Source organism: Citricoccus sp. SGAir0253 (assembly GCF_005877055.1).
In the GTDB taxonomy this organism is placed as follows: Bacteria; Actinomycetota; Actinomycetes; order Actinomycetales; family Micrococcaceae; genus Citricoccus.
This window is the reverse complement of the sequence record NZ_CP039424.1, coordinates 1,326,564-1,352,303: the sequence shown is the minus strand read 5'-3', so window position 1 is coordinate 1,352,303 and position 25,740 is coordinate 1,326,564. Positions and strand designations below refer to the sequence as shown.

Here is a 25,740-nt window from a genome sequence, read left to right as displayed (position 1 = left end):
CCATATACCCTGCTCCTCATTACCCGCAAGTGCAAATCAGCAGGTGGACACCGCCGCCGTGAGGGGCCGCGGACTAGGGTCGGGACCATGACGCAGCCCTTCCTCACCGTGGGTCACTCGACCCGCACCCTGGCGGAGTTCCTCGCGCTCCTGGACTCGGCCGACGTCGGGCTGGTGGTGGACGTGCGCCGCCTGCCCGGCTCCCGCCGCCACCCGCACTTCGACGAGGAGGCGCTGCGGGAGTCCCTGCCCGGGGCGGGCATCGACTACCGGCGGCTCCCGGCCCTCGCGGGGCGCCGGTCCCGGGACCGGGACGTCCCGGACGAGGTCAACGGCCTCTGGCGGAACCGCAGCTTCCACAACTACGCCGACCACGCCCTGTCCGCGGAGTTCCGGGACGGGCTCGCCGAGCTGCGGTCGTGGGGCGCCGAGCGGCGCCTCGCCGTGATGTGCTCGGAGGCCGTCTGGTGGCGGTGCCATCGGCGGATCATCGCGGACCACCTGCTGGCCGCCGGGGAGCAGGTACTGCACCTCATGGACGTCGGCACGGCCCCGCCGGCGCAGCTCACCCCCGGCGCCGTGGTGGATCCCGACGGCGGCCGCGTCACCTACCCGGCGGCCTGACCCGGCCTGCCGGGCCGGCCGGCCCGGGCGGGGCCGGGAGCCCTGGGGCCCGGCCTGCGGGGCCGGGGTCGCGGGGTCAGAGCCGCTCGATGATGGTGACGTTGGCCTGGCCGCCGCCCTCGCACATGGTCTGCAGCCCGTAGCGGCCGCCCGTGCGCTCGAGCTCGTGCAGCAGCGAGGTCATGAGCCGGGCCCCGGTCGCCCCGATGGGGTGGCCCAGGGCGATCGCCCCGCCGTTGACGTTGACCCTGGACGGGTCCGCCCCCAGCTCGGCCTGCCAGGCCAGGACCACGGCCGCGAACGCCTCGTTGACCTCGATGACGTCCAGGTCCTCCAGTCCCATCCCCGTGCGCTCCAGCGCGTGCCGCGTGGCACGGATGGGCGCCGAGAGCATCATCACCGGGTCGTCCCCGCGTGCCGAGAGGTGGTGGATCCGGGCCCGCGGGACCAGCCCGTGCCGGTCCACTGCCGCCGCGGAGGCGATGAGCAGGACCGCGGCCCCGTCGGACACCTGCGAGGCCGTGGCGGCGGTGTGCAGTCCGCCCGGGACGATCGGTGCGAGCGCGGCCATCCTCTCCCGGTCCGGCGTCCGCGGGCCCTCGTCCGCGGTGACCCCCGGCGCCTGCGGCACCGGCACGGTCTCCCTCTCGAAGCGTCCGGCGGCCCGCGCCGCCAGCGCCCGCTCGTGCGAGGTGACGGCGAACTCCTCGAGCGCCTCACGGGTGATCCCCCAGCGCTCGGCCATCATCTCGGCGCCGCGGAACTGGGAGATCTCCGCCTTCCCGTACCGGTTCGACCAGCCCGCCGACCCCGTGAAGGGGTCCGGGTGGCCGAACTCCGCGGCCGCCCGGTTGGCGGACGAGAGAGGGATCGCGGACATGGACTGCACTCCCCCGGCCAGGACCAGGTCGGACGTGCCGGACATGACGGCCTGGGCGGCGTAGTGGACCGCCTGCTGGCCCGAGCCGCACTGGCGCTCCACGGTGGTGCCGGGCACCTCCTCGGAGCCTCCCGCGGCGAGCCAGGCATTGCGGGCGATGTCCATCGCCTGCGGACCGAGCTGGTCGATGCAGCCGAGGATCACCTCGTCGTACTCCGCCGAGTCGAGGCCGGCACGGCGGACGATCTCGGCCAGCGGGGCGGCGGCCAGGTCCAGCGGGTGCACCCCCGCCAGTCCCTTGCCGCGCCGCCCCACGGGCGTGCGCACCGCGTCGATGATGTAGGCCTCGGCCATCGGTCGTCCCTCCCGGACCTGCGTGGTGGGCGTCATCCTACGGGGTGCCGCGCGCCCGGCGCATGGACTCGGACCACCCGGTGGGGCACCATCGCCTCCAGCGGCACGCGGCAGGGGGCCGGAGGCCGGAGGACGGGGGCGACGATGGGTCGAGCCGAGCAGCCGGCCGCGCGGGCGGCCGCCCGGGCCCCGGGCGCGGCCCACGGACGGGACGACGTGTCCGGGCCGGGCGACCCGCCGGGACCGGACGAGGACCGGCTGGTGGCCGTCCTGCGTGCGGCGGGGTGCGTCTTCGCCGAGGAGGAGGCGGCCGAGCTGCGCCGCGCGGCCCCGGACCCGCGCCGGCTGGAGGGGCTGGTGCGCCGGCGGCTGGACGGGGAGCCGCTCGAGCACGTGGTGGGCCGGGTCGGCTTCCACGGCCTGCGGCTGGCCGTGGGCCCCGGCGTCTTCGTGCCGCGGCAGCGCAGCTCCCTGCTCGCGGACGTGGCCCTGGCCGCCGTCCGGGCGGCGGCGCACGCGACCGGACGGCCCCCCGTCTTCCTGGAGGCCTTCGCCGGGGTGGCGCCCCTGGCCGCCGTCGTGCGCGCCGGCGCACCGGGGGCCAGCGTGCACGCCACGGACCTCGACGGCCTCGCCCTGCGGCACGCCCGGGCCAACCTGGGCCCGGACGTCCCCCTGTACCGGGGCGCGGTGCTGTCCGGCCTTCCCCGGGCCCTGCGCGGGCGGTTGGACGTGATCGCCGCGGTGCCGCCCTACGTGCCGGACGGGGCGGCGGCCCTGCTGCCGCGCGAGGCCCGCCGGTACGAGCCGGCGCGGGCGCTGTTCGGGGGGCCGGACGGCCTGGAGCACGTGCGCGCCCTGCTGGCGGAGGCACCCGGGTGGCTCCGCCCCGCCGGTCGCCTGCTGCTGGAGTCGGGCGCCGACCAGGCCGCCGAGGTCCGCGACCGGCACCTGCCGCCGGGCCACCGCGCGCGGATCGTGCCGGGCGAGGACGGGCGGACCGTGGTGCTGGACGTGATCCGCGCCGGGTAGCCGGCCCCGGAACGCCACAGGCCGGATCCGCGGTGCGGATCCGGCCTGTGCGTGATCTCCGTCGAGATCAACCGGTCGGGCTAGCGGGATTCGAACCCACGACCTCCTGACCCCCAGTCAGGCGCGCTACCAAGCTGCGCCATAGCCCGTCGGACCGTTCCGTTCCCGTCCCGATCCACCAGTCAACTGTACAGCATGTTGGGACCGGTTCCGGACACCCTCAGAACGTGTACACCTCGTCGCCCACGTGGAACTCCACGGTCTCGAGGTTCCGGACCCGGTCCTTGGCCTGCGCGGCGACCTCGGACATCGTCTCCCGCAGCACGGCGGGGTCCACCTCGGCGGCCTGGTCCCCGTACTCGACCACGAGGGTTCCCTCGTCCCCGCGGATCGCGAAGGACTCCATGTCCGGTCCGGAGGGCATGGAGCGCAGCAGTTCCGTGACCCGCGAGTTGTCCCCGAGGAACACGCCCTCGTACCGGTCCAGGGCGGACCAGTCGAAGCCGCGGAGCTGCTCCGTGGTCAGCTCGCCGAGGCTCCGGGCCTCCGCGAGCGCCGCGCCGGCCTGGTCCCGCAACTGCTCGGCCTGGCCCTGCACCTGCTCGGCCTGGCCCCGCAGCCCCTCCGCCTCGGCGCAGCCGCCGAGGGCCACGCCGAGCGCGAGTGCCACCCCGGCGGCCCGGAGACCGGTCCGGGCCGTCACCGCTTGCGGCTCCGCTTCTCCCGCACGCGCATGCCGAGTTCGATCGGCGTGCCCTCGAAGCCGAAGGTCTCCCGGAGGCGGCGGATGATGAACCGGCGGTAGCCCGGCTCCAGGAACCCCGTGGTGAACAGCACGATGCGCGGGGGCCGCGTGGAGGGCTGGGTGGCGAACAGGATCCGCGGCTGCTTGCCGCCGCGCACCGGGTGCGGGTGGGCCGCGACGAGCTCGCCGAGGAAGGCGTTGAGCTTGCCGGTGGGGATGCGGCGGTCCCAGGACTCCAGGGCGGTGTCCAGGGCCGGCACCAGGCGGTCCTTGTGCCAGCCGGTCTTCGCCGAGAGGTTCACGCGCGGGGCCCACGCCACGTGCGCCAGGTCCTTGTCGATCTCCCGCTCCAGGTAGTAGCGGCGGTCCTCGTCCATGAGGTCCCACTTGTTGAAGGCCAGCACGAGGGCCCGGCCGGAGTCCAGGACGGTCTGCAGGATGCGCACGTCCTGCTCCGAGAGCACCTCGGAGGCCTCCAGCAGCACCACGGCCACCTCGGCCTTGTCCAGCGCCGACTGGGTGCGCAGCGAGGCGTAGTAGTCCGCCCCGTGGGCCATGTGCTGGCGGCGGCGGATGCCGGCGGTGTCCACGAAGCGCCACAGGCGCCCGCCGAGCTCGATCAGCTCGTCCACCGGGTCGCGCGTGGTGCCGGCGGTGTCGTCCACCACCACGCGGTCGGAGCCGGCCAGCTTGTTCAGCAGCGAGGACTTGCCCACGTTGGGCCGGCCCAGCAGGGCCACGCGCCGCGGGCCGCCCCGCGGGATGAGCCCGCCGTGCGCCGACTCCTCCGGCAGCAGCTCGACGGCGGCGTCCAGCAGGTCTCCGGTGCCGCGGCCGTGGACGGCCGAGACGGGGTAGGGCTGGCCCAGTCCGAGGCCCCACAGGGCGGCGGCGTCCGCCTCCTGGGTGATGTCGTCCACCTTGTTGGCCACGAGGATCACGGGCTTGCCCTTGCGGCGCAGCAACCGGACCACGGCCTCGTCGGTGGAGGTGGCGCCCACGGTGGCGTCCACCACGAACAGCACGGCGTCGGCCACGTCCACGGCCAGCTCTGCCTGCTCGGCCACGCGCTGGTGGATGCCCTTGGCATCGTGCTCCCAGCCGCCCGTGTCCACCACGGTGAACACCGTGCCGTTCCACTCGGCCTCGTAGCTCACGCGGTCCCGGGTGACCCCCGGGACGTCCTCGACGACGGCCTCGCGGCGGCCGATGATGCGGTTGACGAGCGTGGACTTGCCCACGTTGGGGCGTCCGACGACGGCCAGCACCGGGGGGACGGGCTCGTCCTCGGCCTCGGGACCGCCCTCCTCCCAGCGGTCCAGCAGCGCGGCGTCCTCCTCGTCGAGCTCGTAGTCCTCCAGCCCGGCGCGCAGCGCCTCGGCCCTCTGGCGGGCCTCCTCGTCCGACAGCGCGGCGAGGCGCTCGGCGATGTCGTCCTCGCGGGCGGGCACGTACTCCGCGCCGTCCGCCTCCTGCAGGCCGTGGCCGGCGGTGTTCTCGGTGCTCATGGGCGGTTCCCTCCCGGGATGGTCGGTGCTGCGGTGTCGGTGACGGCGGCGCCGTCGGGGTCGGCCGGGGACCGGCCCGGCGCGCCCGGGACGTCCTGCCCGGACTGGGTGGCGATCTCGGCGAGCACGGCCCGGACGGTCTCCTCCACGCCGAGCTCCGTGGAGTCCACCAGGCCCACGCCGGGGGCGGGCGTCATGAAGTCCACCACGGCGGAGTCCCGGGCGTCCCGGGCCACCACCTGGTCGGCGAGGTCGCGGCGGTCCACCCCGCCGCCGAGCTGGGCGCCGCGGCGGGCCAGCCGGGCCTCGGGCGAGGCGGTCAGCAGGATCCGGGCGTCGGCGTCCGGGGCCACCACGGTGGTGATGTCCCGGCCCTCGGCGACGATGCGCCGATGGGACTCGATCGTCTCCCGCTGGCGGGCCACCAGCAGCTCGCGCACGGCGCGGTTGGTGGCCACCACGGACACCACGGCGGAGATGCCGGGCTCGCGGATGGCCTCGGTGACGTCCTGGGTGCCCACGACCACGCGGTCCAGGTCCGGGTCCACGGACAGCGCCAGGTCGAGGTCCTGGACGGCGGCCACGACGGCCTCGGGGTCCCCGAGGACCCCCGCCTCGCGGCAGTGCCAGGCCACGGCGCGGTACATGGCCCCGGTGTCGAGGTAGGCGGCGTCCAGCCGGCGGGCCACCTCGCGGGACACGGAGGACTTGCCGGACCCCGAGGGCCCGTCCACCGCCACCACGAGGCGGCGTGCGGGGGTTCCGTTGTGCTCGGTCACGGTTCAGACCACCTTCCATCCGTGCGCGCTGAGCGCATCGGCCAGTTCCTGCTTGCGTCCGGGCAGCACGGAGATCTCGAGCATGCCCACCTCGTACCCGGCCGAGTGGTCCATCCGCAGGTCCTCCACGTTGATGCCGGCGGCCCCCACGTCGTGCAGCACCGCCGAGATCTGGCCCGGCGTGTCGTCCACGATCACGGTGACCAGGGCGAAGGACTGCGGCGGGCCGCCGTGCTTGCCCGGGATGCGGGCGTGGCCCGCGTTGCCCTCGGCGATCAGCTGGGCGATGTCCAGCCGGGCCCCGGGCGCCGTCGGGTCCTCCATGGTGGCGATCAGCCGGTCCAGGTCCTCGCGCACGCCGTAGAGGATGCCGAGGATCTCCGGCGCGTTGGCCGCGAGGATCTGCACCCACAATTGGGGGTCCGAGGCGGCGATGCGGGTGGTGTCCCGCAGGCCGTTGCCGGCCAGGGCGAGGGACGCGGCCGGCGTCTCCTGCAGCCGGGAGGACACGAGCGAGGCGGCGATCTGCGGCAGGTGGGAGATGAGCGCCACCGAGGCGTCGTGGTCCGCGGCGCTCATGCGGTGCACGGTGGCCCCCAGGGTGCGGGCGAGCTCCTCGGCCGTGCCGACGGCGGCCGGGTCCGTCCCGGCGGTGGCGCAGACCACCCAGGGCGCGGCCGTGAACAGCTGGCCGCGCGCGGCCACCGGCCCGGAGCGCTCCGAACCGGCCATGGGGTGCGTGCCGACGTACCGCGCCGCGTCCCCGGGGGTGATGGCCCCGGACTCGACGGCGGCGGCCACCTCGGCGGCGATGGCGGCCTTGACCGAGGCGATGTCCAGGACCACGGCGCCGGGGTAGGCCCGCAGCGAGTCGACGACGACCTGCCCGGTGACGTCCGGCGGGGCCGCCACGACGACCGTGCCCGGCCGCGCACCGGGGGCCTCCTCGAGGGCGGTGCCGGCACCGATGTCCACCGCGACCGCCTGGGCGGAGGGCGAGGGGTCGGTGAGCAGCACGTCGGCTCCCGCCGCGCGCAGGCCGAGGCCGATCGAGGTGCCCAGCAGTCCGGTCCCCCGGACGAGCACGGGCTCGGGCAGCGCCCGTGGGGCCATCACAGGCCCACCGCGGCCATCAGGTGGCCCTGCTCCTGGCGGCCCATCTGCCGCACGGTGCCCTGCTTCTGGTCGCCGAGCGCGATCGGGCCGAACTTCACGCGCACGAGCCGCTCCACCGGGTAGCCGACCTCCTTGAACATGCGGCGCACGATCCGGTTCTTGCCCGAGTGCAGGACGATCTCCACGAGCACGTGGCCGGGGGTGGAGTCCACGAGCTTGAACGAGTCCACCTGGGCGAAGCCGTCCTCGAGGTGGATGCCCTCCTTGAGCTGCGCGCCGATGCCCTTGGCCATCGGCCCGGCCACCTGCACGAGGTAGGTCTTGGGCACCTCGTAGCTGGGGTGGGTGAGCCGGTTGGCGAGCTCGCCGTCGTTGGTCAGCAGCAGCAGGCCCTCGGTCTCGGTGTCCAGGCGCCCGACGTGGAACAGCCGCTCCTGGCCCTTCTTGAGGTAGTCGGAGATGCAGGGCCGGCCCTCCGGGTCGTCCATGGTCGAGACGACGCCGCGGGGCTTGTTGAAGGCGAAGTAGCGCAGCGTGGTGTCCAGCTGCAGGCGCATGCCGTCCACGTGGATCACCGCGGTGTCCGGGTCCACGCGCACGCCGGTCTCGGTGACGACCTTGCCGTCCACCTCCACGCGGCCCTCGGCGATGAGGTCCTCGCAGACGCGCCGGGAGGCGACGCCGGCCGAGGCCATGACCTTCTGCAGGCGCACGCCCGCGGGATCGTGGACCTCGGAGAAGTTCTGCTCGCGCGTGGCGCGGCTGGGCCGGTTCGGCGTCCTCGCCGCGCCCAGGTTGCGGTCGTAGCCGCCGCGGGCATCGCCACGGAAGGGGCCGCCCTTCTGGCCGGGCTGCGGCGTGCGGCCGCCGGCGCGCTGGCCCGAGGGGGCGCCCTTGCCGGCTCCGGACCGGCCGGCCCCGGCCTTGCCGCCGCCCTTGCGGGCGGGGGATCCGGAACCCTTGCCGGCCGGGCCGCCGGGGCGTCCGGGGCGGGAACCGCCCTGGTGGCCGCGGCCGCCGGCGCCGTGGCCGCCGGAGGAGGACGAGGAGGAGGACGAGGAGGACGGGCGTCCGGGGGTACGAGGAGACATGATGTCCTTTCAGTGCCTCACGGCATGTGCAGGGGTCGGGGGCGGTGGCGATCTCGGCCCGGCCGCGCACCAGGGCGCGGTGACCGGGTCCCACCGAACACTCCATCATAGTCCAGTCCGGCCTGCCGAGGCCGCGGCTGCGGCGTGAGCCGGGCCACGCCGGCCCGCGCCTCCTTCCACCGGCACGGGGAGCGGCCGGGATCAGCCGGGGTAGCGCTCCCCCGCCTCGGCCAGCCCGTCGAGGTCGCCCAGCCCCGGCAGGTGCTCGGAGAGGCGGGGCAGCTCGTCCAGGCTGTCCACGCCGAGGGTCTCCAGCAGGTAGCCGGTGGTGCGGTACAGCACGGCGCCGGTCTGCGGGTCGGCCCCCGCCTCGTCCACGAGGCCGCGGCTGACGAGGGTGCGCATCACCGAGTCGGAGTTGACCCCGCGGATGCCGGCGACCCGCGAGCGGGTGACGGGCTGCAGGTACGCCACCACCGCGAGCGTCTCGAGGGCGGCCTGCGTCAGCCGCGCCGTCTGGCCCTCCACGATGAACCGCTCCACCACGTCGGCGTGCGCCGGCCGGGAGTAGACCCGCCAGCCACCGGCCAGCTCGCGCAGCTCGAAGCCGCGCCGGGGCCCGCCGGCCGTCCCGTCGTAGTCGCGGACGAGGGAGGCGAGCTCGCGCGCCACGCGCTCGACGTCCGCCCCGGTGGCCTCGGCCAGCTGGGCGGCCGTCACCGGCTCGTCCACCACCATCAGGACGGCCTCGAGCTGCTCGCGCAGCCCGCCCGGCCCGCGGTCCCCGGGGTCCGGGGCGGGGCCTGGTGTGGGCTCAGTCATCGGGGGTCTCCTCCGTGTCCTCGTCGGTGTCCGTGTCCAAGTCGGCGTCCGGGTCCTCGTCGGTGCTCGTGTCCTGGCCGGCGCCGCCGTCGGGTTCCCCCCCGGTGCCGGTCCCGGGAACCTCGTCCCACTCCGCCCCCAGGTCCGGCAGCTCGTCCGGCGCGTCGGGATCCCACTGCACCACCAGGTCCCCGAGCGGGGCCTCCTGGCTGAACGTGACGACGCGGTCCCGGAACATCTCCAGCAGGGCGAGGAAGCGGGCCACCACCACGAGGGTCGTGCCGGCGTCGTGCACCAGCTCGCGGAACGAGAGCCGCCCGGCCTGCCGCAGGCGCGCCGCCAGGATCGCGCTCTGCTCGCGCACCGAGACCGGCGGGGCGTGCAGGTGGCCCAGGCCCACGGACTCGGGCTCGGCCGGGGTGCGGGACAGCACGTGCTCGGCCAGCGCGCCGAACTGCTCGGGGCTCAGCGTCCACACGAGCCCGGGCAGCACGGAGGCGAACCGCGGGTCGAGGGTCGTCTGGCGCGGGACGCGCCGCGACTCCGCCTCCATGCGAGCGCGCAGGATCGCCGAGACGTCCCGGAAGGCCTTGTACTGCAGCAGGCGGGCGAACAGCAGGTCGCGGGCCTCGAGCAGGGCCACGTCCTCCTCGGCGTCCGTGGTCCCGGCCGGCAGCAGGCGGGCGGTCTTGAGGTCCAGCAGGGTGGCGGCCACCACGAGGAAGGCACTGGACTCGTCCAGCGCGGCCAGGTCCGGCCGGCGGCCCTCCCCCGTCCCGGGCGCGTCCGGTTCCGTCCCGCCCTCGCGCAGCGTGCCGATGTAGGCGATGAACTCGTCCGTCACCTCGGCCAGGGCCACGTCGGTGATGTCCAGGCGGCGCCGGGCGATGAGGGACAGCAGCAGGTCGAAGGGACCGGAGAAGTTCCGCAGCGTGACGGAGAACCCCGACGGCGTCCCGTCCAGTCCCGTCCCGTCGAGGGCGGAGGTGTCCGCGAGGGCCCCGTCCGCCGCCGTGCCGTCCGCCGCCGTGCCGTCCGCCGCCGTGCCGTCCGGTGCCGCCCGCCCGGGGGCCGGCGCGCCGGACGGTGGGGTCACGGCGCCCCGCCGCGCCAGATGAGCTCGCGGGCCAGCGTGCGGTAGGCCTTGGCGCCGGCGTGGTTCTCGGCGAAGGAGGTGATCGGCTCGGCGGCGACGGTGGCGTCGGCGAACTTGATGGTGCGCTTGATGACCGTCTCGAAGACGCGGTCCCCGAAGGCCTCGACCAGCCGGCCGACGACCTCCTTGGAGTGGAGCGTGCGGGCGTCGAACATGGTGGCGAGCACGCCGTCGATCACCAGGTCGGGGTTGATCCGGTCCTGGATCTTCTCGATCGTCTCCACCAGCAGGGCCACCGCGCGCAGGGCGAAGAACTCGGCGGTCAGCGGGATGATCACCCCGTGCGCCGCGGTCAGGGCGTTCACGGTGAGCAGGCCCAGGGAGGGCTGGCAGTCGATGAGGATGACGTCGTAGTCGTCCCGCACCTGCCGCAGCGCCCGCTCCAGCACCTGCTCGCGGGCCACCTCGTTGACGAGCTGGACCTCCGCGGCGGAGAGGTCGATGTTCGCCGGCAGCAGGTCGATGTTCTCGAACCCGGTCTCCACGATCGCGTCCCGGGCCGTGACCGAGCGCTCCATCATCACGTTGTAGACGGTGGTGTCCAGCTCGTGCGGGCTCACGCCGAGGCCGGCGGACAGGGCGCCCTGCGGGTCGAAGTCGACCATGAGCACCTTGCGGCCGTAGCCGGCGAGCGCGGCCCCGAGGTTGATGGTGGAGGTGGTCTTGCCGACCCCGCCCTTCTGGTTCACCATCGCGATGACGCGCGCGGGACCGTGCGAGGTCAGGGCCGGCGGCTCCGGGAACTCGTGCTTCGGCCGTCCCGTGGGTCCGATCACCGGGTCACCGGTGACCATGAGGACGGGCGTGGGCTCTACCTGGTTCACGTTCCTGCCGACTCCTGCCATCTGTCCGTCTGTCCGCGGTTCTGGGTGCTCGCCGGCGCCGGGGGACGCCGGCGGCCGCGGCATGGATACACCCTAGTCCGGATGACGGCCCGCCCGGAAAGATCCCGGCGTGCGACGGCGAGCCTTGACGTTCAACCGCAGGCTGAAGGTGTAGGGGGCTCCGGCCCCGGTCGCTGCCTGCGCGACGGCGGCCCGCCCCGGGATGGGGCGGGCCGCCGTGGCACGGTGCCGGGCGCGGGCCCGGCCGGCTCAGGTCACCGGCGGGTGCCGGCGGCCTCGAGGCCCGGGGTGACGTTGAGGCTCGACTCCGGGTGGCCCTCCACCGCCTGCTCGGCGGCGGTCGGCGACTCGTACGGGTCGAACCCGTCGCCGGCGGCGCGCGGCGATCCCGCCGTCGCCTCGGCGCCCTCGGCGTCCTCGGCGGACTGGCCGGCGCCGTGGCCGGCCACGAGGGCCTCGTCGAAGGCGACCTGGCCGGAGAGCACGGCGCGGGCGCGCTCGGCGTCGAACTCGCCGACCCACCGGCCGATGAGCAGGGTCGCCACGGCATTGCCGGTGAAGTTGGTCAGGGCGCGGGCCTCGGACATGAACTTGTCGATGCCCACGATCACGCCCATGCCACCGAGGAGGTCGGGCCGGTGGGCCTGCAGGCCCGCGGCGAGCGTGGCCAGGCCGGCGCCGGTGACGCCGGCGGCGCCCTTGGAGGCGATGATCATGAACACGAGCAGGCCGACCTGCTCCCCCACGTTCATCTCGAAGCCCATGGCGTTGGAGACGAACAGGGCGGCCATGGTGAGGTAGATGGCCGTGCCGTCCAGGTTGAAGGAGTAGCCGGTGGGCACCGTCACGCCCACGACGGGCTTGGACACCCCGGCGAACTCCATCTTGGCGATCAGCCGCGGCAGCGCGGACTCGGAGGACGAGGTGGCGAAGATCAGCAGGTACTCCCGGCCCAGGTACTTCATGAGCGAGAAGATGTTCACCCCGGTGACGACCTTCAGCAGGGTGCCGAGCACGAGCACGATGAACAGCACGCACGTGGCGTAGAACGCGCCCATCAGCAGGGCCATGGCGCCGATGGCGGACCAGCCCGTGGAGCCGACGACGGCGGCGATGGCCCCGAAGGCGCCGAGGGGGGCGACCCACATGATCATCATCAGGATGCGGAAGACCACGCCCTGGACGAGGGAGAGCAGGTTCAGCAGCGGCTGGCCGGCCGGGCCCATCTTCTGCAGGGCGAAGCCGACCAGCAGAGCCACGAACAGCACCGGCAGCACCGGCACGGAGTCCGGGATGATGTCCAGCACGAACGCCACCGTCGGGTCCAGCTCGGCCTTCTTCGCCGGGTCGTAGGGGGTCAGGGCCAGGCCCTCGCCGGGGTGGACGATGTTGCCCACCACGAGGCCGAGGCCCAGCGCGAAGGTGGACATCACGGTGAAGTACAGCAGGGCCATGCCGCCGACCTTCCCGACGGTGGCCGCCTTGGCGATGGACCCGACGCCGAGCACGATCGTGCAGAAGATGACGGGGCCGATCATCATCTTGATGAGGGAGACGAAGCCGTCGCCCAGCGGCTTGAGGGACTTGCCGAACTCCGGGAACAGCAGTCCCACGGCCGCTCCGAGGACCACCGAGGCGATCACGGAGATGTACAGCCAGTGGGTCCGGTCCTTGGTCTTCTGCGCCTCGGGGCGCCGGCCGCGCGGGGCGGTGGTGGTCTGAGCCATGATGGTCCTTGCCGAAAGGGATGGATCGGGATGTGAGGATGGAGGCGGGCCGCGCGGGGGTCCGGCGGGACACCCCGGGCCAGCGGTCACCGACGATCCTCGCCGCGTACTGTGGGGACCGTCACGGTTGCGGTCATAAAGTTCATGACCCGGCTCACACGATGGGACCGGACGAGGGACGAGGGACGAGGGACGAGGCAGGAGTCAGCATGCGCCGGTGGAGCATCGCCCGGCGGCTCGCCGTCGCCCAGCTGGCCGGGCTGCTCGTCCTCTCCGTGCTGGCGACCGGCGTCAGCTACCTGCAGACCCGCCAGACCGTCTACGCCCTGGAGCGCGAGCACGTGGTGGCCGGCGCCCGGTTGATCGCGGACGAGGACCGCATCCGGGCCGCCTTCGTCGCCGAGGACCCCTCGGCCGCCCTGCAGCCGCTCACCCTGGAGCTGCCGGTGCAGGCCGACGTCGACTGGGTCACCTTCTTCGGCACCGACGCCACGCGCGTGGCCCACCGCGACCCCGCGCTGGAGGGCACCCGCTTCCCGGGGGACCTCACCGAGGTGCTCTCCGGGCGGGTGAGCGTGGACACCGTGGCCACGGGGCCGGCCGGGCTGTCGCTGCGCGCGCTCGCGCCCGTGCTGTCCCCGGAGGAGGACGGGCGGGTGGTCGGCGTCGTGGGCGTGGGGCGGCGCGTGCCCGAGCTGGACATCGCGGTGGCCGCCCAGGTGCCGCGCATCCTCCTGCTCACCGGGCTGCTGGCCGCCCTCGCGCTGCTCGGCGCGGCCCTGCTGGGCCGCTACATCTCCCGGACCACGCACGGGCTGGGCCCGGAGGAACTGGCCGCCCGGTTCGCCGTGCTGGACACGGCCCTGCACAACGTCTCCGAGGGCATGGTCCTGCTCTCCCCCACGGGCCACCTCGTCCTGTACAACGACCGCGCCGCCGAGCTGCTGGGCCTGCCACCGGGCGGGGAGGCCGGGGCCGCCCCCGAGCGACCGCCGCACGTGGCGGCCCTGGGCCTGCCCGGACCGCTCACGGCCCTGCTGCGCTCGGGGCGCCGGGCCCGGGACGAGCTGTACGCGGTCGGCGAGCGGATCCTCGTGGTCAACCAGCGCCCCGCCCGCCCCGGCACCACGCGGCCGGGGCGCCGCCGGATCCTCCGGAGGGCACCCGGTCCGGAGACCGGGCAGGCCACCCGCGAGACCGAAGGCAGCACCGGCAACACGGGCAGCACCGGCAACGGCACCGTGGTCACCCTCTACGACCGCACGGAGGTCCAGCAGATGAACCGGGAGCTGGAGTCCACCCGGTCCCTGACGGACGCCCTGCGCGCCCAGACCCACGAGCACGCCAACCGGCTGCACACCTTGTACTCCCTGCTGGAGCTCGGCCGGCCCGAGCAGGCGCGCGAGCTGCTCGCGGCCTCGCTCGACGCCGCCGGCACGGGGGCCGGCACTGCCGCGGCGGCCGAGGCCGAGCCGGCCCTCGAGGCGCTGTTGCTGGCCAAGGCCGCCCAGGCCCGCGAGCGCGGCGTGGCCATGGCGCACCGCAACGAGGTGGACGCCCCCACCGGCATCCCCGCCCCCGACCTCGTCACCCTCCTGGGCAACCTGCTGGACAACGCCCTCGACGCCGCCGCCGACCCCGCGCTGGACCCCGCGGACCGCTGGGTGGACGCCGAGGCGCGGCTCGAGGACGGCTGGCTCGTCCTGCAGGTGGCCGACGGCGGGCCCGGCCCCTCGCGGGAGGACCGGGAGCGGATCTTCGAGCTCGGCTGGTCCACGAAGCCCGCGGGCCCGGCCGGCCGGGGCGTGGGCCTGGCCCTGGTGCGCCAGACCGCGCGCCGGCTGGGGGGGACGTGGAACTGGTCCAGGACTCGGGGACCGTGTTCACCGTCGAACTGCCCCTGCGCCCCGGCCCGGCGACCAGCCGGGAGGGGGGCGACCGTGCGTGAGTACCGCGTGCTGGTGATCGAGGACGAGCAGGTCACCGCGGAGACCTACGGGGAGTACCTGGCCCGCACCGGCGGGTTCGAGGTCGTCCACGTCTCCCCCACGGCCCGGGACGCCCTGGGCTTCCTCGCGGAGGGGCTGCGCCGCACCGGTTCCTTCGGCGTGGACATGGTCCTGCTGGACATGAACCTGCCGGACGGGCACGGCCTGGACGTGCTGCGGCAGATGCGCGCGGCCGGGTTCACCGGCGGGGTGCTGGCCCTGACCGCCTCCACCGAGCTGGCCACCATCCGCCGGGCCGTCGCGCTCGGCGTGGTCCAGTACCTCGTCAAGCCCTTCGGCTACGCCCAGTTCGCCGAGCGCGTCCGGGCCTTCCGGGAGCTGGCCGCCGAGTTCGCCGGTGCCGGCTCGGCGCCCGGCCAGGACGTCGTGGACCGCGCCTTCCCCCGGTCCCGGCCCACCGGCCCCCCGGAGCTGCCCAAGGGCCTGACCGAGGGCACCCTCGACGCGGTCGTGGACCTGCTGCGCCGCACGGCCCACGGCGCCGGTCCCGGGGCGGGCGCGGACGGCGCACCGGGGCCGGTGGGCCCGGCCCTCAGCGCCGGGGAGGTGGGGGCCGCCGTCGGGACCTCGCGGGTGACCGCCCGCCGGTACCTGGAGCACCTGTACCGGGTGGGCATGGTCGAGCGCTCCCCGCGCTACGGCACCCCCGGACGGCCGGAGAACGAGTACCGATGGACCGGGGGCGCCGGCGCCTGAGGCACGGTCGGACCCGCCGGGCCGCCCGCTCGGCCGGCGGCCTGGTCCCCCGGCACGCTCAGCCGACGGCCGCGGCGATGAGCCGCGCCAGCTCGGCCGGCCGGGACCACATCGGCCAGTGGCCCGTCGGCAGGTCCACGAGCCGCAGGTGGCGGTAGTCCGGCAGGGCCGCCAGGAAGGGGGCGCCCCGCTCGGCGTACGCCCGGTAGTCCTGGGCCCCGAACTGGCAGCAGACCAGCGTGGAGGGCACCTCGTGCCGGCGGTCGTCCCGCAGCCGCACCGGCGTGGCGACCACGGCCCCCGGCTCGGGGATCGCGCGCTCGCGGAAGGTGGCCAGCTGCTCGTCCGTGAGGTCCCGGAACGAGCCCATCTGCCGTTCCTCCTCCCACGCGTCCTCGAGCCGGTACCACTCCCCGCTGAAGTCGGCGTCCAGGGCGTGCCCGTCCGCCACCGGCGCGGTGTCCACCCAGACCACGTGGTCCACCAGGAGGGGGTGCTGGTCGATCAGCAGGGTGCCGGACACCGCCGCCCCGCTGTGCAGCACCAGCACGCGGCGGTCGGCGTCCGGGTCCAGCGCGGCGTGGAGGGCATCGGCCCGGTCCTGGGGGCCGGCCGGGGCGGGGTGGCCCGGCAGCTCGGGCGTGAGCACCTCGACCCCCGGCCCCGCCAGCCGCGGGACCACCTCGTCCCAGGCCCACGGGCCGAGCCAGAACCCGGGCACCAGCACGATCTGCGTCCTCGTCATCCCCGCAGTGTGGCACGGCCGCCGGGGAGCGGCCATGCCCGGGCCCCGGCGGTCCGCCGGCGCCCTGCCGGCGTCCCCCGGCCGGCCTCAGCCCCGCAGCTGCTCCGCGATCCGCTCCAGCACCGAGCGGTCCTCGATCGTGGAGGGCACCACGTAGTCCTCGCCGTCGGCGATCTGCCGCATGGTCTTGCGCAGGATCTTCCCGGAGCGGGTCTTCGGCAGCGCCTCGACGACGGCCACCTGCCGGAAGTCCGCGACCGGGCCGATCGTGCGCCGCACGGTGGCGCGCAACTCGTCGAGCAGGGCCTCCTCCCCGCCGGCGGGCAGCCCCACTCCGGACTTCAGCACGACGTAGCCGGCGGCCCGCTGGCCCTTGAGCGGGTCCGCCAGCCCGATCACGGCGCACTCGGCCACCGCCGGGTGAGCCGCGAGCGCCTGCTCGAGCGCGCCAGTGGAGAGCCGGTGCCCGGCCACGTTGATGACGTCGTCCGTCCGCCCCATGACGAACAGGTAGCCGTCCTCGTCCACCAGCCCGGAGTCCCCGGTGGCGTAGTGGCCCTCGAAGGCCCGGAGGTAGGAGTCGATGAACCGCTGGTCGTCCCCCCACAGCGTGGCCAGCGTGCCCGGCGGCAGCGGCAGGCGCAGGCAGATGTTGCCCTCGGTGCCCGCGGGCACCGGTCGGCCCGAGCCGTCCAGGATCCGCACGTCGTAGCCGGGCGAGGGCCGCGTGCAGGACCCGGTCTTCACGGGCAACGGCTCCAGGCCCACCGGGTTGGCCCCGATCGGCCAGCCCGTCTCGGTCTGCCACCAGTTGTCGATGACGGGCACCCCGAGCAGCTCCCCGATCCAGCGCTGGGTCTCCGGGTCCAGGCGCTCGCCGGCGGCGAACAGCGCCCGGAGCCCGGAGAGGTCGTGCCGGCGGGCCAGCTCGCCGTCCGGGTCCACCTTGCGGATGGCGCGCAGGGCGGTCGGGGCGGTGAACAGGGACCGCACGCCGTGCTGGGCGGCCACCCGCCAGAACGCGCCGGCGTCCGGCGTGCCCACGGGCTTGCCCTCGTAGAGCACGGTGGTGGCCCCCACCAGCAGGGGCGCGTACACGATGTAGGAGTGCCCCACGACCCAGCCCACGTCCGAGGCCGTGAACATCACCTGGCCGGGGCCGACGTCGTAGACGTTCGCCATGGTCCAGGCCAGGGCGACCGCGTGGCCGCCGTGGTCCCGCACCACGCCCTTGGGCGAGCCCGTGGTCCCGGAGGTGTAGAGGATGTACAGCGGGTCGGTCGCCGCCACGTCGACGGGCGCCGCCGGCGCGGCGTCGGCCACCGCCTCGTCCCAGTCCAGCCAGCGCGGCCCCGTGCCGTCCCCCGCGGCGGGCGCGACGTCCGCCAGCGTGGTCGCGAAGCCGTCCCGGTGGCGGGCGACGACGGCGTCCACCCGGTGCCGGGCCAGTCCCAGGGCCTCGGCCACGGCGGGCAGGTACTCGACCCGGCGGCTGGGCTCGATGCCGCCCGAGGAGGTGACGACCACCTTCGGCCGGGCATCGTCGATGCGCGCGGCCAGCTCCCGCGGGGCGAAGCCGCCGAAGACCACGGAGTGCACCGCGCCCAGCCGGGCGCAGGCCAGCATGGCCACGGGCGCGTCGGGGGTCATGGGCAGGTAGACCACCACGCGGTCCCCCGCGCCGACCCCGAGGTCCCGCAGCACCCCGGCGAAGCGGGCCACGCGGTCGGTCAGCTCGGCGTAGCTGATGTGCTCCACGGTCCCGAGCACCGCGGAGTCGTAGACGATCGCGGTGCGCCCGCCGTGGCCGGCGGCCACGTGCCGGTCCAGGCAGTTCACCGCGGTGTTGAGCCGGCCGTCGGGGAACCAGCGGTACAGCGGGGCGGCGGAGTCGTCCAGGGCGCGGGTGGGCGCCGCGGTCCACTCCACGGCCCCGGCGGCCCGGAGCCAGAAGGCCTCGGGGTCCTCGAGGGACTGGCGGTAGACCGCCTCGTAACCGGTCGGGGTCGCGGGGGGAGCGTCGGCGTCTGGCGTCATGGGGCCACGGTAGGACGTGGATCACACCGGCGTCCAGTGTTTGTATACGGAAATGGCCCCAGCGCGCCGGATCTCGCGCCGAGAGCGAGGCACTCTGGCCGTTCCGGGCGATTTGTGTATACGCTGAGGGGGTGCGAGCCAGCGAACGTGCCTACCGTTCCCTGCGGCAGGACATCGTCGACGGCGACCTGCCGCCGGGAGCCGTGCTCGGCGAGGTGGAGCAGTCCGAGCGCCTCGGGCTCTCGCGCACGCCGCTGCGCGAGGCCATCGGCCGGCTCGTCGCGGAGGGACTGGCCGCGCCGGCCCAGGGCCGCGGCGTGGTCGTCACCGAGGTCTCCCTCGCGGAGGCCGGCCAGCTCTTCGACCTGCGGACCGTCCTGGAGGGCCTGGCCGTCCGGCGGGCGGCGGAGCACGCCGAGGCCGGGGAGTTCTCCGTCCTGGCGGAGCGCTTCGAGGCCGCCGTCGCCCCGCTGCGTGCGGGCGAGGACCCCGCCGGGTACTACGGGCTGACGGCGGAGCTGGACGCCGCCGTCGACCAGGCCTGCGTCAACCCCTACCTGGCGCAGAACCTGCGGGGACTGCGCGTGCACCTGGCCCGGCTGCGCCGGTTCTCGCGCAACGACCCCGACCGGCTCGCCGCCTCCGCCACCGAGCACGCGGAGATCGCCCGCGCGGTGGCCGCCGGCAACCCCGAGCTCGCCGGCGCCGCCACCACCGTGCACCTGCAGCACGCCCTGGCCCACCTGCAGTCCCACCGGGACCACCCGGCGCCGACCACCGCGACACCCCCGAGCCCAACCCCCGAGAGGACCCCATGATCACCCACGACGTCCGCGTCTACCGTTCCGAGGAGAACCTGCCCCGGCAGGAGCAGCTGGCCTGGAGGATGGCCGAGGTCGCCACCGACCCGGTCGCCGTCGAGCCCGAGGTCGAGGAGATGGTCATCAACCGGATCATCGACAACGCCTCCGTGGCCGTGGCCTCGCTCAACCGCGGCCCGATCATCGCCGCCCGCGCCCAGGCGCTGGCCCATGCCCCGTCCCGCGGCGGCGCGGGCGCCTCCGTCTTCGGCATCACCGAGAGGGTCTCGCCCGAGTGGGCGGCGTGGGCCAACGGCGTGGCGGTGCGCGAGCTGGACTACCACGACACGTTCCTGGCCGCGGAGTACTCCCACCCGGGGGACAACATCCCGGCCATCCTCGCCGTGGCCCAGCACCGCGGCTCCACCGGCGCGGACCTGGTGCGCGGCATCGCCACCGGCTACGAGCTGCAGGTGGACCTGGTCAAGGCCATCTGCCTGCACAAGCACAAGATCGACCACGTGGCCCACCTCGGTCCCTCCGCGGCGGCCGGCATCGGCACGCTGCTCGGCCTGGACACCGAGACCATCTTCCAGGCGATCGGCCAGGGCCTCCACACGACGACGGCCACCCGGCAGTCCCGCAAGGGCGAGATCTCCACGTGGAAGGCCCACGCCCCGGCCTTCGCCGGCAAGATGGCCGTCGAGGCCGCCGACCGCGCGATGCGCGGCCAGACCTCTCCCGTGCCGATCTACGAGGGCGAGGACGGGGTCATCGCCTGGCTGCTCGACGGGCCCGAGGCCCGCTACGCGGTGCCGCTGCCGGCCCCCGGGGAGCCCAAGCGCGCCATCCTGGACACCTACACCAAGGAGCACTCGGCCGAGTACCAGGCGCAGGCCTGGATCGACCTGGCCCGCCGGCTGCACCGCGAGCACCCCGAGACCACGGACCCGGCGAACGTGGAGTCGGTGCTGATCCGGACCTCCCACCACACGCACTACGTCATCGGCTCCGGGGCGAACGACCCGCAGAAGTACGACCCGCGGGCCTCGCGCGAGACGCTGGACCACTCGATCCCGTACATCTTCACCGTCGCCCTGCAGGACGGCGCGTGGCACCACGTGGACTCCTACGCCCCCGAGCGCGCGGCGCGCCCGGACACCGTGGAGCTGTGGCACAAGGTGACCACCACCGAGGACCCCGAGTGGACGCGCCGCTACCACTCGCTGGACCTGGCCGAGAAGGCCTTCGGCGGCGCCGTGGAGATCACCCTGGCGGACGGCACCGTGGTCCGCGACGAGATCGCCGTGGCCGACGCCCACCCGTTGGGCGCCCGCCCGTTCGGCCGCGAGCAGTACATCGGCAAGTTCCGCACCCTGGCCGAGGGCCTGGTGGCACCCGCCGAGATCGAGCGGTTCCTCGACGCCGCCCAGCGCACCGCCTCGCTCGGCGCCGGGGAGCTGGACCAGCTCAACATCACCGCCGCCGACGGCGTCGTCGACCTCGCCGCCGCGCCGGAGGGACTGTTCTGATGCTGTACTCCTCGCTCACCGCGGCCCAGAAGCGCCGCCGGCTCCGGGAGCTGCTCCAGCCCGGGGCGGCCGTTCAGTTCCCCGGCGCCTACACCCCCATCTCAGCCCGGCTCGTGGAGGAACAGGGCTTCTCCGGCCTCTACGTCTCCGGCGCCGTGCTGGCCAACGAGCTGGCCCTGCCGGACATCGGCCTGACCACGCTGACGGAGGTCGCCCAGCGGGCCGGGCAGATCGCCCGGGTCACCGACCTGCCGGCCATCGTGGACGCGGACACCGGCTTCGGCGAGCCGATGAACGTGGCCCGCACCGTGCAGGAGCTGGAGAACGCGGGGGTGGCCGGCTGCCACCTCGAGGACCAGGTCAACCCCAAGCGGTGCGGCCACCTGGACAACAAGTCGGTGGTGGACCTGTCCACCGCCACCCAGCGGATCGCCGCCGCCGCCCGGGCCCGCCGGGACGGGGACTTCCTCATCATGGCCCGCACGGACGTGCGCGGGGTCGAGGGCGCCGGCGGGCTGCGGGCCGCCGTGGACCGGGCCAAGGCCCTCGTGGACGCCGGGGCGGACGCCGTCTTCCCCGAGGCCCTGAAGGACCTGTCCGAGTTCGAGGCCGTGTGCTCCGCCGTGGACGTGCCCGTGCTGGCCAACATGACCGAGTTCGGCAAGTCCGAGCTGTTCACCCGGGACCAGCTCGCCTCGGCCGGCGTGGCACTCGTGATCTACCCGGTCACGCTGCTGCGCACCGCCCTCGGGGCCATGGAGCGGGTGCTGGCGACGATCCGCGCCGAGGGCACCCAACAGTCGTCCGTGGGGCATATGCTCACGAGGGCACGGCTCTACGACCTCGTCGACTACGAGGGGTACAACGGCTTCGACGCGGGCGTCTTCGACTTCCAGGTGCCCGGGCTCGAGGACCACCGCACCGCCGGCGGCACGGACGCCGGATGAACCCGTCCCCGAAAGGACCCGTCATGACCGAGACGCAGAACGACATCAAGAAGGGGCTGGCCGGGGTGGTGGCCGACTACACCGCCATCTCGAAGGTCAACCCGGAGACCAACTCGCTGCTCTACCGGGGTTACCCGGTCCAGGAACTCGCCGCCGCGCAGCCCTTCGAGGCCGTGGCCCACCTGCTGTGGAACGGCGAGCTGCCCACCGACGAGCAGCTGGCCGCGTTCACCGCGCACGAGCGGGCGAACCGCGCGCTGGACCCCCACGTCAAGGCCGCCCTCGACGCCCTGCCGGTCACGTGCCACCCCATGGACTCCGTCCGCACGGCCGTGTCCATCCTCGGCGCCCAGCACCCGCTGGCGGAGGACTCCTCACCGGAGGCCGAGATGGAGAAGGCGACGACCCTGTTCGCCCAGCTGCCCGCCGTCGTCGCCTACGAGCAGCGCCGCCGCACGGCCGGCGGGCCCACCGAGCCCGTCGCCCCGCGGGACGACCTGGACTACTCGCACAACTTCCTGTGGATGACCTTCGGCGAGGAGGCCGCCGAGGAGGTCGTGGACGCGTTCCGGGTCTCGATGATCCTCTACGCCGAGCACTCCTTCAACGCCTCGACCTTCACGGCGCGGGTCATCACCTCCACCCTGTCCGACCTGCACTCGGCCGTGACCGGGGCCATCGGGGCGCTCAAGGGGCCCCTGCACGGCGGGGCCAACGAGGCCGTCATGCACACCTTCGACGAGATCGGGATCCGCCCGGAGGAGTCGCAGGAGGAGGCCAAGGCCCGCGCCAAGGCCTGGATGGAACAGGCCCTGGCCCAGAAGAGGAAGGTCATGGGCTTCGGGCACCGCGTCTACAAGCACGGCGACTCCCGGGTGCCCACCATGAAGAAGGCCCTCGACGCGATGATCGAGTACTTCGGCCGGCACGAGATCCTGGGGCTGTACAACGGCCTGGAGCAGGCGATGGACGAGGCCAAGGCGATCAAGCCCAACCTCGACTACCCCGCTGGACCCACCTACCACCTCATGGGCTTCGACACCGAGCTGTTCACGCCGCTGTTCATCGCCGCGCGCGTGACCGGCTGGACCGCCCACGTCATGGAGCAGCGGGCCGACAACTCGCTCATCCGGCCCCTGGCCGCCTACGACGGACCCGACGAGCGGCACCTGCCGACCGCCTGAGCCGGTCCCGCTCCCCCGACGACGGCCGGTCGCCTCCCGCGGGAGGCGACCGGCCGTCGTCGGTCCCGGGACGCTCAGGGCCGGCGGACCTCCATGGAGGTGGCGAGGTCCCGCAGCTGCGCGTAGTCGGGGCTGTCCAGGACCGCGCGCATCGCCTCCTCGCCCCGCTCGCCGGTGAGCTCCTCGGCCTCGTCCTGCGTGATCTCGCCGGCCAGGATGTTGGCGGTGCCCTCCTGGTGCCCCTCGACGGCGGGGAGGAAGTAGGTCCAGGCCGCCCAGTAGTCGGCCTCGTCCCTCGGCTCCGGGTCGACGCCCGCCGGGACGTTCACCACCTGGACGGCCAGGACGTACTCGTCGCCGCCGTCGAAGTACGGCGGCAGTCCCGCGACCGCCTCGTTCGCGCGCAACAGCGACGCCCGGTACCAGATCTCGCCGGTCGGCCCCTCACCGCCGCGGTTGACGGGTACGTCCGGCAGCGGCTCCACCTCGAGGACCGCCACGAGGTCCGGCCTGGGCCCGTCGTTGTCCGTGGGTCCCAGTCCCGTGGTCGCACGGAACTCGGCGGTCTCCTCCCCGTTCCGGAACCGCAGGGTCTCGTAGGGCACCCCCGTGGCGTCCTCCTGGGAGTCGTCCAACTCCGTCTGCTCCACGTCCCAGCCGGCCGGGACCCTCCAGGTGAAGTACCCCGACTCGCTCGTGTGGGTGCGGCCGGAGGCCGAACCGGGGGCCGCGGCCGGGCTCGACGAGGCAGGGGTGGACGAGGCAGGGGTGGACGAGGCAGGGGTGGACGAGGCAGGACCCGAGGATGCCGAGGCCGTGGCCGACGTCGCTCCCGAGGACCCCGGTGCGGCCGCCGCCGATGATCCGGCGGGGCCGGCCGATTCCTCGGCCGGCGTGCCCGCGTCCCCCGCCGCGCAGGCGGACAGCAGCAGCGAGGCCACGGCCCCGAGGGCCAGCACCCCGGCTGCACCTCGGGGGGCGCCGGGACGGCGGGCCGGCGCGGGGACGGCCGCCGCCCCGTCGGGACGGTGCTCCCCGGAGCGGCCGGGCGGTACGGTGCGGTGGTCGGGGATGGATGGCGGGTGATGGATGGGCACGGGTCCTCCTTCGGGCCGGGGCGCCGACCCGGCGCGGGGATCCTGTCCCCCGCGACCGGGCAGCGGCCTCCCGCGGCTGGGATGTCACGAACCTCCATCCCAGCAGGGTCCCCCGTGGGGCGGAACGGCCGGCGGCCCGGCCTCACCGGTTCGTGACCTGCGGGGACTCGCGGCTCAGCCCAAGGCGCGGGGGTGTGCGGCGGCATAGACCTCCCGCAGGGTGTCCGCCGTGACGAGGGTGTAGACCTGCGTGGTGGTCACCGAGGCGTGGCCGAGCAGTTCCTGCACCACCCGCACGTCCGCCCCGCCCTCCAGCAGGTGCGTGGCGAAGGAGTGGCGCAGCGTGTGCGGGGAGACCTCGGTCTCGAGCCCGGCCCGCTCGGCGGCCTTCTTGAGGATGGTCCACGCGGACTGGCGGGACAGCCGGCCGCCGCGCTGGTTCAGGAACAGGGCCGGTCCCCCGGCGCCGCCGTGGGCGGCCAGGGCGGGACGCCCGCGCACCAGCCACGCCTCGACGGCGGCCGTGGCGAAGGAGCCGAGCGGCACGATCCGCTCCTTGGAGCCCTTGCCGAACAGGCGCACGACGGCGGGGCCCGCGTCTCCCGCACCGGCGGCACCGCCCGTGGCCTGTCCGTCGGCCTCCCGGCTCGCGTCCCCGGCGGCCTCGCCGGGACCCCGCGCGGCACCGGCCACGCCGTCGCGCACGGCGCCGATGACGTCGTCGACGTCCAGGCCGACCGCCTCCGAGATGCGGGCCCCCGTGGCGTAGAGGAACTCCAGCAGGGCGCGATCCCGCAGCCCGGCGGGCGTGTCCACCGGCACGGCCTCCAGCAGGGCGGTGACCTGGTCGACCGGGATGGCCTTGGGCAGCTCCTGCACCGGCCGGGGCGGGGTGACGTCCCTGGCCGGGTCGGTCTCGGTCAGCTGCTCGAGCATCCAGAACCGGTGCAGGCCCCGCACCGCGACGATCGTGCGCGCCGCCGAGCGCGGCGCCAGCGGGTGGCCGCCGTCGGCGCCCGTGCCGAGGGCCTGGAGGAAGCCGGTGACGTGCCGGCGGGCGACCTCGCCCGGCGTGGCGACGCCCGCGGCGTGCAGCCACGCCAGGTAGCGCGTCACGTCCCGGCGGTAGGCCGCGAGCGTGTTGGGGGACATGCCGCGCTCCACGGCGAGGTGGTCCAGGTAGGCCTCGGCCGGGCGCGTGAGGGACCGCGGCACCTCCTCCGGGACCACGGCCGGGTGGGCCTGGGCGCTCACGGGGCGGCGGGCCGTCCGGGGGCGCCCGTCGCCGCCCCCGGGGCCGACGGGTCCCCGGCCGGCGTCGCCCCCGCCATCTCCTCCGCGGGCTCCCAGGGCGCGTCCGCGGGCCGCAGCCCGGCGAAGCCGCGGGCGGCGTGGGCGTGCAGCGCGAGGATGCCCAGCGCGGTGGAGGGGTTGCGCATCCGGCCGGAGAGCACCGCCTCCACGGCCTCCGCCACCGGGACCCAGGCCAGGGGCATGCCGGCCTCCTCCCCCGTCCGGTGGTGCCGCTCGTCCACCGGGACCTCGGCGAGGTCGCGGGCGAGGTACACGCGGATCCGCTCGGACGAGGAGCCCGGCGTGGTGTAGAAGTCCACGAGCACGTCCCACCGCGCGGCCACCAGGTCGGCCTCCTCGGCCAGCTCGCGCCGGGCGGCGTCCAGCATCGGTTCGCCCTCGACGTCGAGCAGCCCGGCGGGGACCTCCCAGAGCTCCCGGCCGACCGGGTGGCGGTACTGGCGGATCATGCGGACGCGGTCGCGGTCGTCGAGGGCCACCACGGCCACCGCCCCCGGGTGGCGGATGAACTCCCGGTCCAGGACCTCCCCGCCGGCGTGCATCCGGAACGACTCGCGCGCCACGTCCCAGACCGCGCCCTGGAACGCCGTCCCGGAGCGCTCCACGGGACGGGCCGCGGGCCGGTCGGCGACGGGTCCGCCGTCGTGGGGGTCATAGGCCATGGTGGTCGGTTGCTCCTCGGTGGGGGGTGGGTGCTCCT

At 74.9% G+C, this 25,740-nt stretch carries 22 protein-coding genes and 1 tRNA gene; 7 read left to right on the top strand and 16 right to left on the bottom strand.

What is annotated here, in order from left to right:
- Nucleotides 1–87 precede the first annotated feature (87 nt).
- On the top strand, nt 88–624 hold the full coding sequence (locus tag E7744_RS06090; RefSeq protein ID WP_137773344.1) for a DUF488 family protein: 537 nt from the start codon (nt 88–90) through the stop codon (nt 622–624).
- Nucleotides 625–700: 76 nt separating this feature from the next.
- Here E7744_RS06090 and E7744_RS06085 read toward each other — a convergent pair whose 3' ends face one another.
- Nucleotides 701–1,858, bottom strand: a complete 1,158-nt coding sequence (locus tag E7744_RS06085; protein WP_137773343.1) for an acetyl-CoA C-acetyltransferase — start codon at nt 1,856–1,858, stop codon at nt 701–703.
- A 144-nt stretch (nt 1,859–2,002) separates the two neighbouring features.
- Here E7744_RS06085 and E7744_RS06080 point away from each other — a divergent pair, with 144 nt between their 5' ends.
- Nucleotides 2,003–2,890, top strand: coding sequence for an SAM-dependent methyltransferase (locus E7744_RS06080; protein WP_210417165.1), 888 nt, complete (start codon nt 2,003–2,005; stop codon nt 2,888–2,890).
- Nucleotides 2,891–2,965: 75 nt separating this feature from the next.
- Here E7744_RS06080 and E7744_RS06075 read toward each other — a convergent pair.
- The 10 genes from E7744_RS06075 to E7744_RS06030 form a co-directional block, all read right to left on the bottom strand.
- Nucleotides 2,966–3,039, bottom strand: a tRNA-Pro gene (locus tag E7744_RS06075).
- Between the two features lie 71 nt (nt 3,040–3,110).
- The gene (locus tag E7744_RS06070) at nt 3,111–3,593 is read right to left on the bottom strand and encodes a hypothetical protein (protein ID WP_137773342.1); all 483 of its coding nucleotides are present in this window, start codon (nt 3,591–3,593) and stop codon (nt 3,111–3,113) included.
- Nucleotides 3,590–5,143, bottom strand: coding sequence for a ribosome biogenesis GTPase Der (gene der / locus E7744_RS06065; RefSeq protein ID WP_137773341.1), 1,554 nt, complete (start codon nt 5,141–5,143; stop codon nt 3,590–3,592). The genes E7744_RS06070 and der overlap by 4 nt, the downstream gene beginning before the upstream one ends.
- Nucleotides 5,140–5,922, bottom strand: coding sequence for a (d)CMP kinase (cmk, locus tag E7744_RS06060; RefSeq protein WP_137773340.1), 783 nt, complete (start codon nt 5,920–5,922; stop codon nt 5,140–5,142). Before cmk ends, der begins: the two co-directional genes overlap by 4 nt.
- A gap of 3 nt (nt 5,923–5,925) precedes the next feature.
- Nucleotides 5,926–7,035 carry a prephenate dehydrogenase gene (locus E7744_RS06055; RefSeq protein WP_137773339.1) on the bottom strand — a complete coding sequence of 370 codons (1,110 nt, stop codon included), beginning with the start codon at nt 7,033–7,035 and terminating at the stop codon, nt 5,926–5,928.
- Nucleotides 7,035–8,129 (bottom strand): pseudouridine synthase, encoded by a 1,095-nt coding sequence (locus tag E7744_RS06050; RefSeq protein WP_137773338.1) that lies wholly within the window; start codon nt 8,127–8,129, stop codon nt 7,035–7,037. The genes E7744_RS06055 and E7744_RS06050 overlap by 1 nt, the downstream gene beginning before the upstream one ends.
- 201 nt (nt 8,130–8,330) lie before the next feature.
- Entirely contained in the window at nt 8,331–8,951 is a 621-nt protein-coding gene (scpB, locus tag E7744_RS06045; protein ID WP_137773337.1) for an SMC-Scp complex subunit ScpB, read from the bottom strand.
- Entirely contained in the window at nt 8,944–10,047 is a 1,104-nt protein-coding gene (locus tag E7744_RS06040) for a ScpA family protein (protein WP_371415383.1), read from the bottom strand. Before E7744_RS06040 ends, scpB begins: the two co-directional genes overlap by 8 nt.
- The gene (locus E7744_RS06035) at nt 10,044–10,901 is read right to left on the bottom strand and encodes a ParA family protein (RefSeq protein WP_137774886.1); all 858 of its coding nucleotides are present in this window, start codon (nt 10,899–10,901) and stop codon (nt 10,044–10,046) included. Before E7744_RS06035 ends, E7744_RS06040 begins: the two co-directional genes overlap by 4 nt.
- A gap of 305 nt (nt 10,902–11,206) precedes the next feature.
- Nucleotides 11,207–12,679 (bottom strand): cation:dicarboxylate symporter family transporter, encoded by a 1,473-nt coding sequence (locus E7744_RS06030; protein WP_137773336.1) that lies wholly within the window; start codon nt 12,677–12,679, stop codon nt 11,207–11,209.
- A gap of 209 nt (nt 12,680–12,888) precedes the next feature.
- On the opposite strand from E7744_RS06030, the gene E7744_RS16140 reads away from it, so the two are divergent.
- Nucleotides 12,889–15,384, top strand: coding sequence for a response regulator (locus E7744_RS16140; RefSeq protein WP_168199770.1), 2,496 nt, complete (start codon nt 12,889–12,891; stop codon nt 15,382–15,384).
- Nucleotides 15,385–15,442: 58 nt separating this feature from the next.
- Here E7744_RS16140 and E7744_RS06020 read toward each other — a convergent pair whose 3' ends face one another.
- Nucleotides 15,443–16,129: an alpha/beta fold hydrolase gene (locus tag E7744_RS06020; protein ID WP_137773334.1), complete on the bottom strand. Its 687-nt coding sequence runs from the start codon at nt 16,127–16,129 to the stop codon at nt 15,443–15,445.
- An 87-nt stretch (nt 16,130–16,216) separates the two neighbouring features.
- Nucleotides 16,217–18,166, bottom strand: a complete 1,950-nt coding sequence (locus tag E7744_RS06015; protein WP_137773333.1) for an AMP-binding protein — start codon at nt 18,164–18,166, stop codon at nt 16,217–16,219.
- Between the two features lie 131 nt (nt 18,167–18,297).
- Here E7744_RS06015 and E7744_RS06010 point away from each other — a divergent pair, with 131 nt between their 5' ends.
- The 4 genes from E7744_RS06010 to E7744_RS05995 are packed head-to-tail and all read left to right on the top strand — an operon-like array spanning nt 18,298 to nt 22,629.
- Nucleotides 18,298–18,984: a GntR family transcriptional regulator gene (locus E7744_RS06010; protein WP_137773332.1), complete on the top strand. Its 687-nt coding sequence runs from the start codon at nt 18,298–18,300 to the stop codon at nt 18,982–18,984.
- The gene (locus tag E7744_RS06005; RefSeq protein ID WP_137773331.1) at nt 18,981–20,498 is read left to right on the top strand and encodes an MmgE/PrpD family protein; all 1,518 of its coding nucleotides are present in this window, start codon (nt 18,981–18,983) and stop codon (nt 20,496–20,498) included. The genes E7744_RS06010 and E7744_RS06005 overlap by 4 nt, the downstream gene beginning before the upstream one ends.
- Nucleotides 20,498–21,445, top strand: a complete 948-nt coding sequence (gene prpB / locus E7744_RS06000; protein ID WP_137773330.1) for a methylisocitrate lyase — start codon at nt 20,498–20,500, stop codon at nt 21,443–21,445. The genes E7744_RS06005 and prpB overlap by 1 nt, the downstream gene beginning before the upstream one ends.
- Before the next feature lie 23 nt (nt 21,446–21,468).
- Nucleotides 21,469–22,629: a bifunctional 2-methylcitrate synthase/citrate synthase gene (locus E7744_RS05995; RefSeq protein WP_137773329.1), complete on the top strand. Its 1,161-nt coding sequence runs from the start codon at nt 21,469–21,471 to the stop codon at nt 22,627–22,629.
- 74 nt (nt 22,630–22,703) lie between these two features.
- Here E7744_RS05995 and E7744_RS05990 read toward each other — a convergent pair whose 3' ends face one another.
- The 3 genes from E7744_RS05990 to E7744_RS05980 form a co-directional block, all read right to left on the bottom strand.
- Nucleotides 22,704–23,726: a hypothetical protein gene (locus E7744_RS05990; protein ID WP_137773328.1), complete on the bottom strand. Its 1,023-nt coding sequence runs from the start codon at nt 23,724–23,726 to the stop codon at nt 22,704–22,706.
- Between the two features lie 174 nt (nt 23,727–23,900).
- Nucleotides 23,901–24,878, bottom strand: coding sequence for a site-specific tyrosine recombinase XerD (locus tag E7744_RS05985; RefSeq protein WP_246858624.1), 978 nt, complete (start codon nt 24,876–24,878; stop codon nt 23,901–23,903).
- Nucleotides 24,879–24,976: 98 nt separating this feature from the next.
- On the bottom strand, nt 24,977–25,702 hold the full coding sequence (locus E7744_RS05980; protein WP_137773327.1) for an NUDIX hydrolase: 726 nt from the start codon (nt 25,700–25,702) through the stop codon (nt 24,977–24,979).
- Nucleotides 25,703–25,740 lie beyond the last annotated feature (38 nt).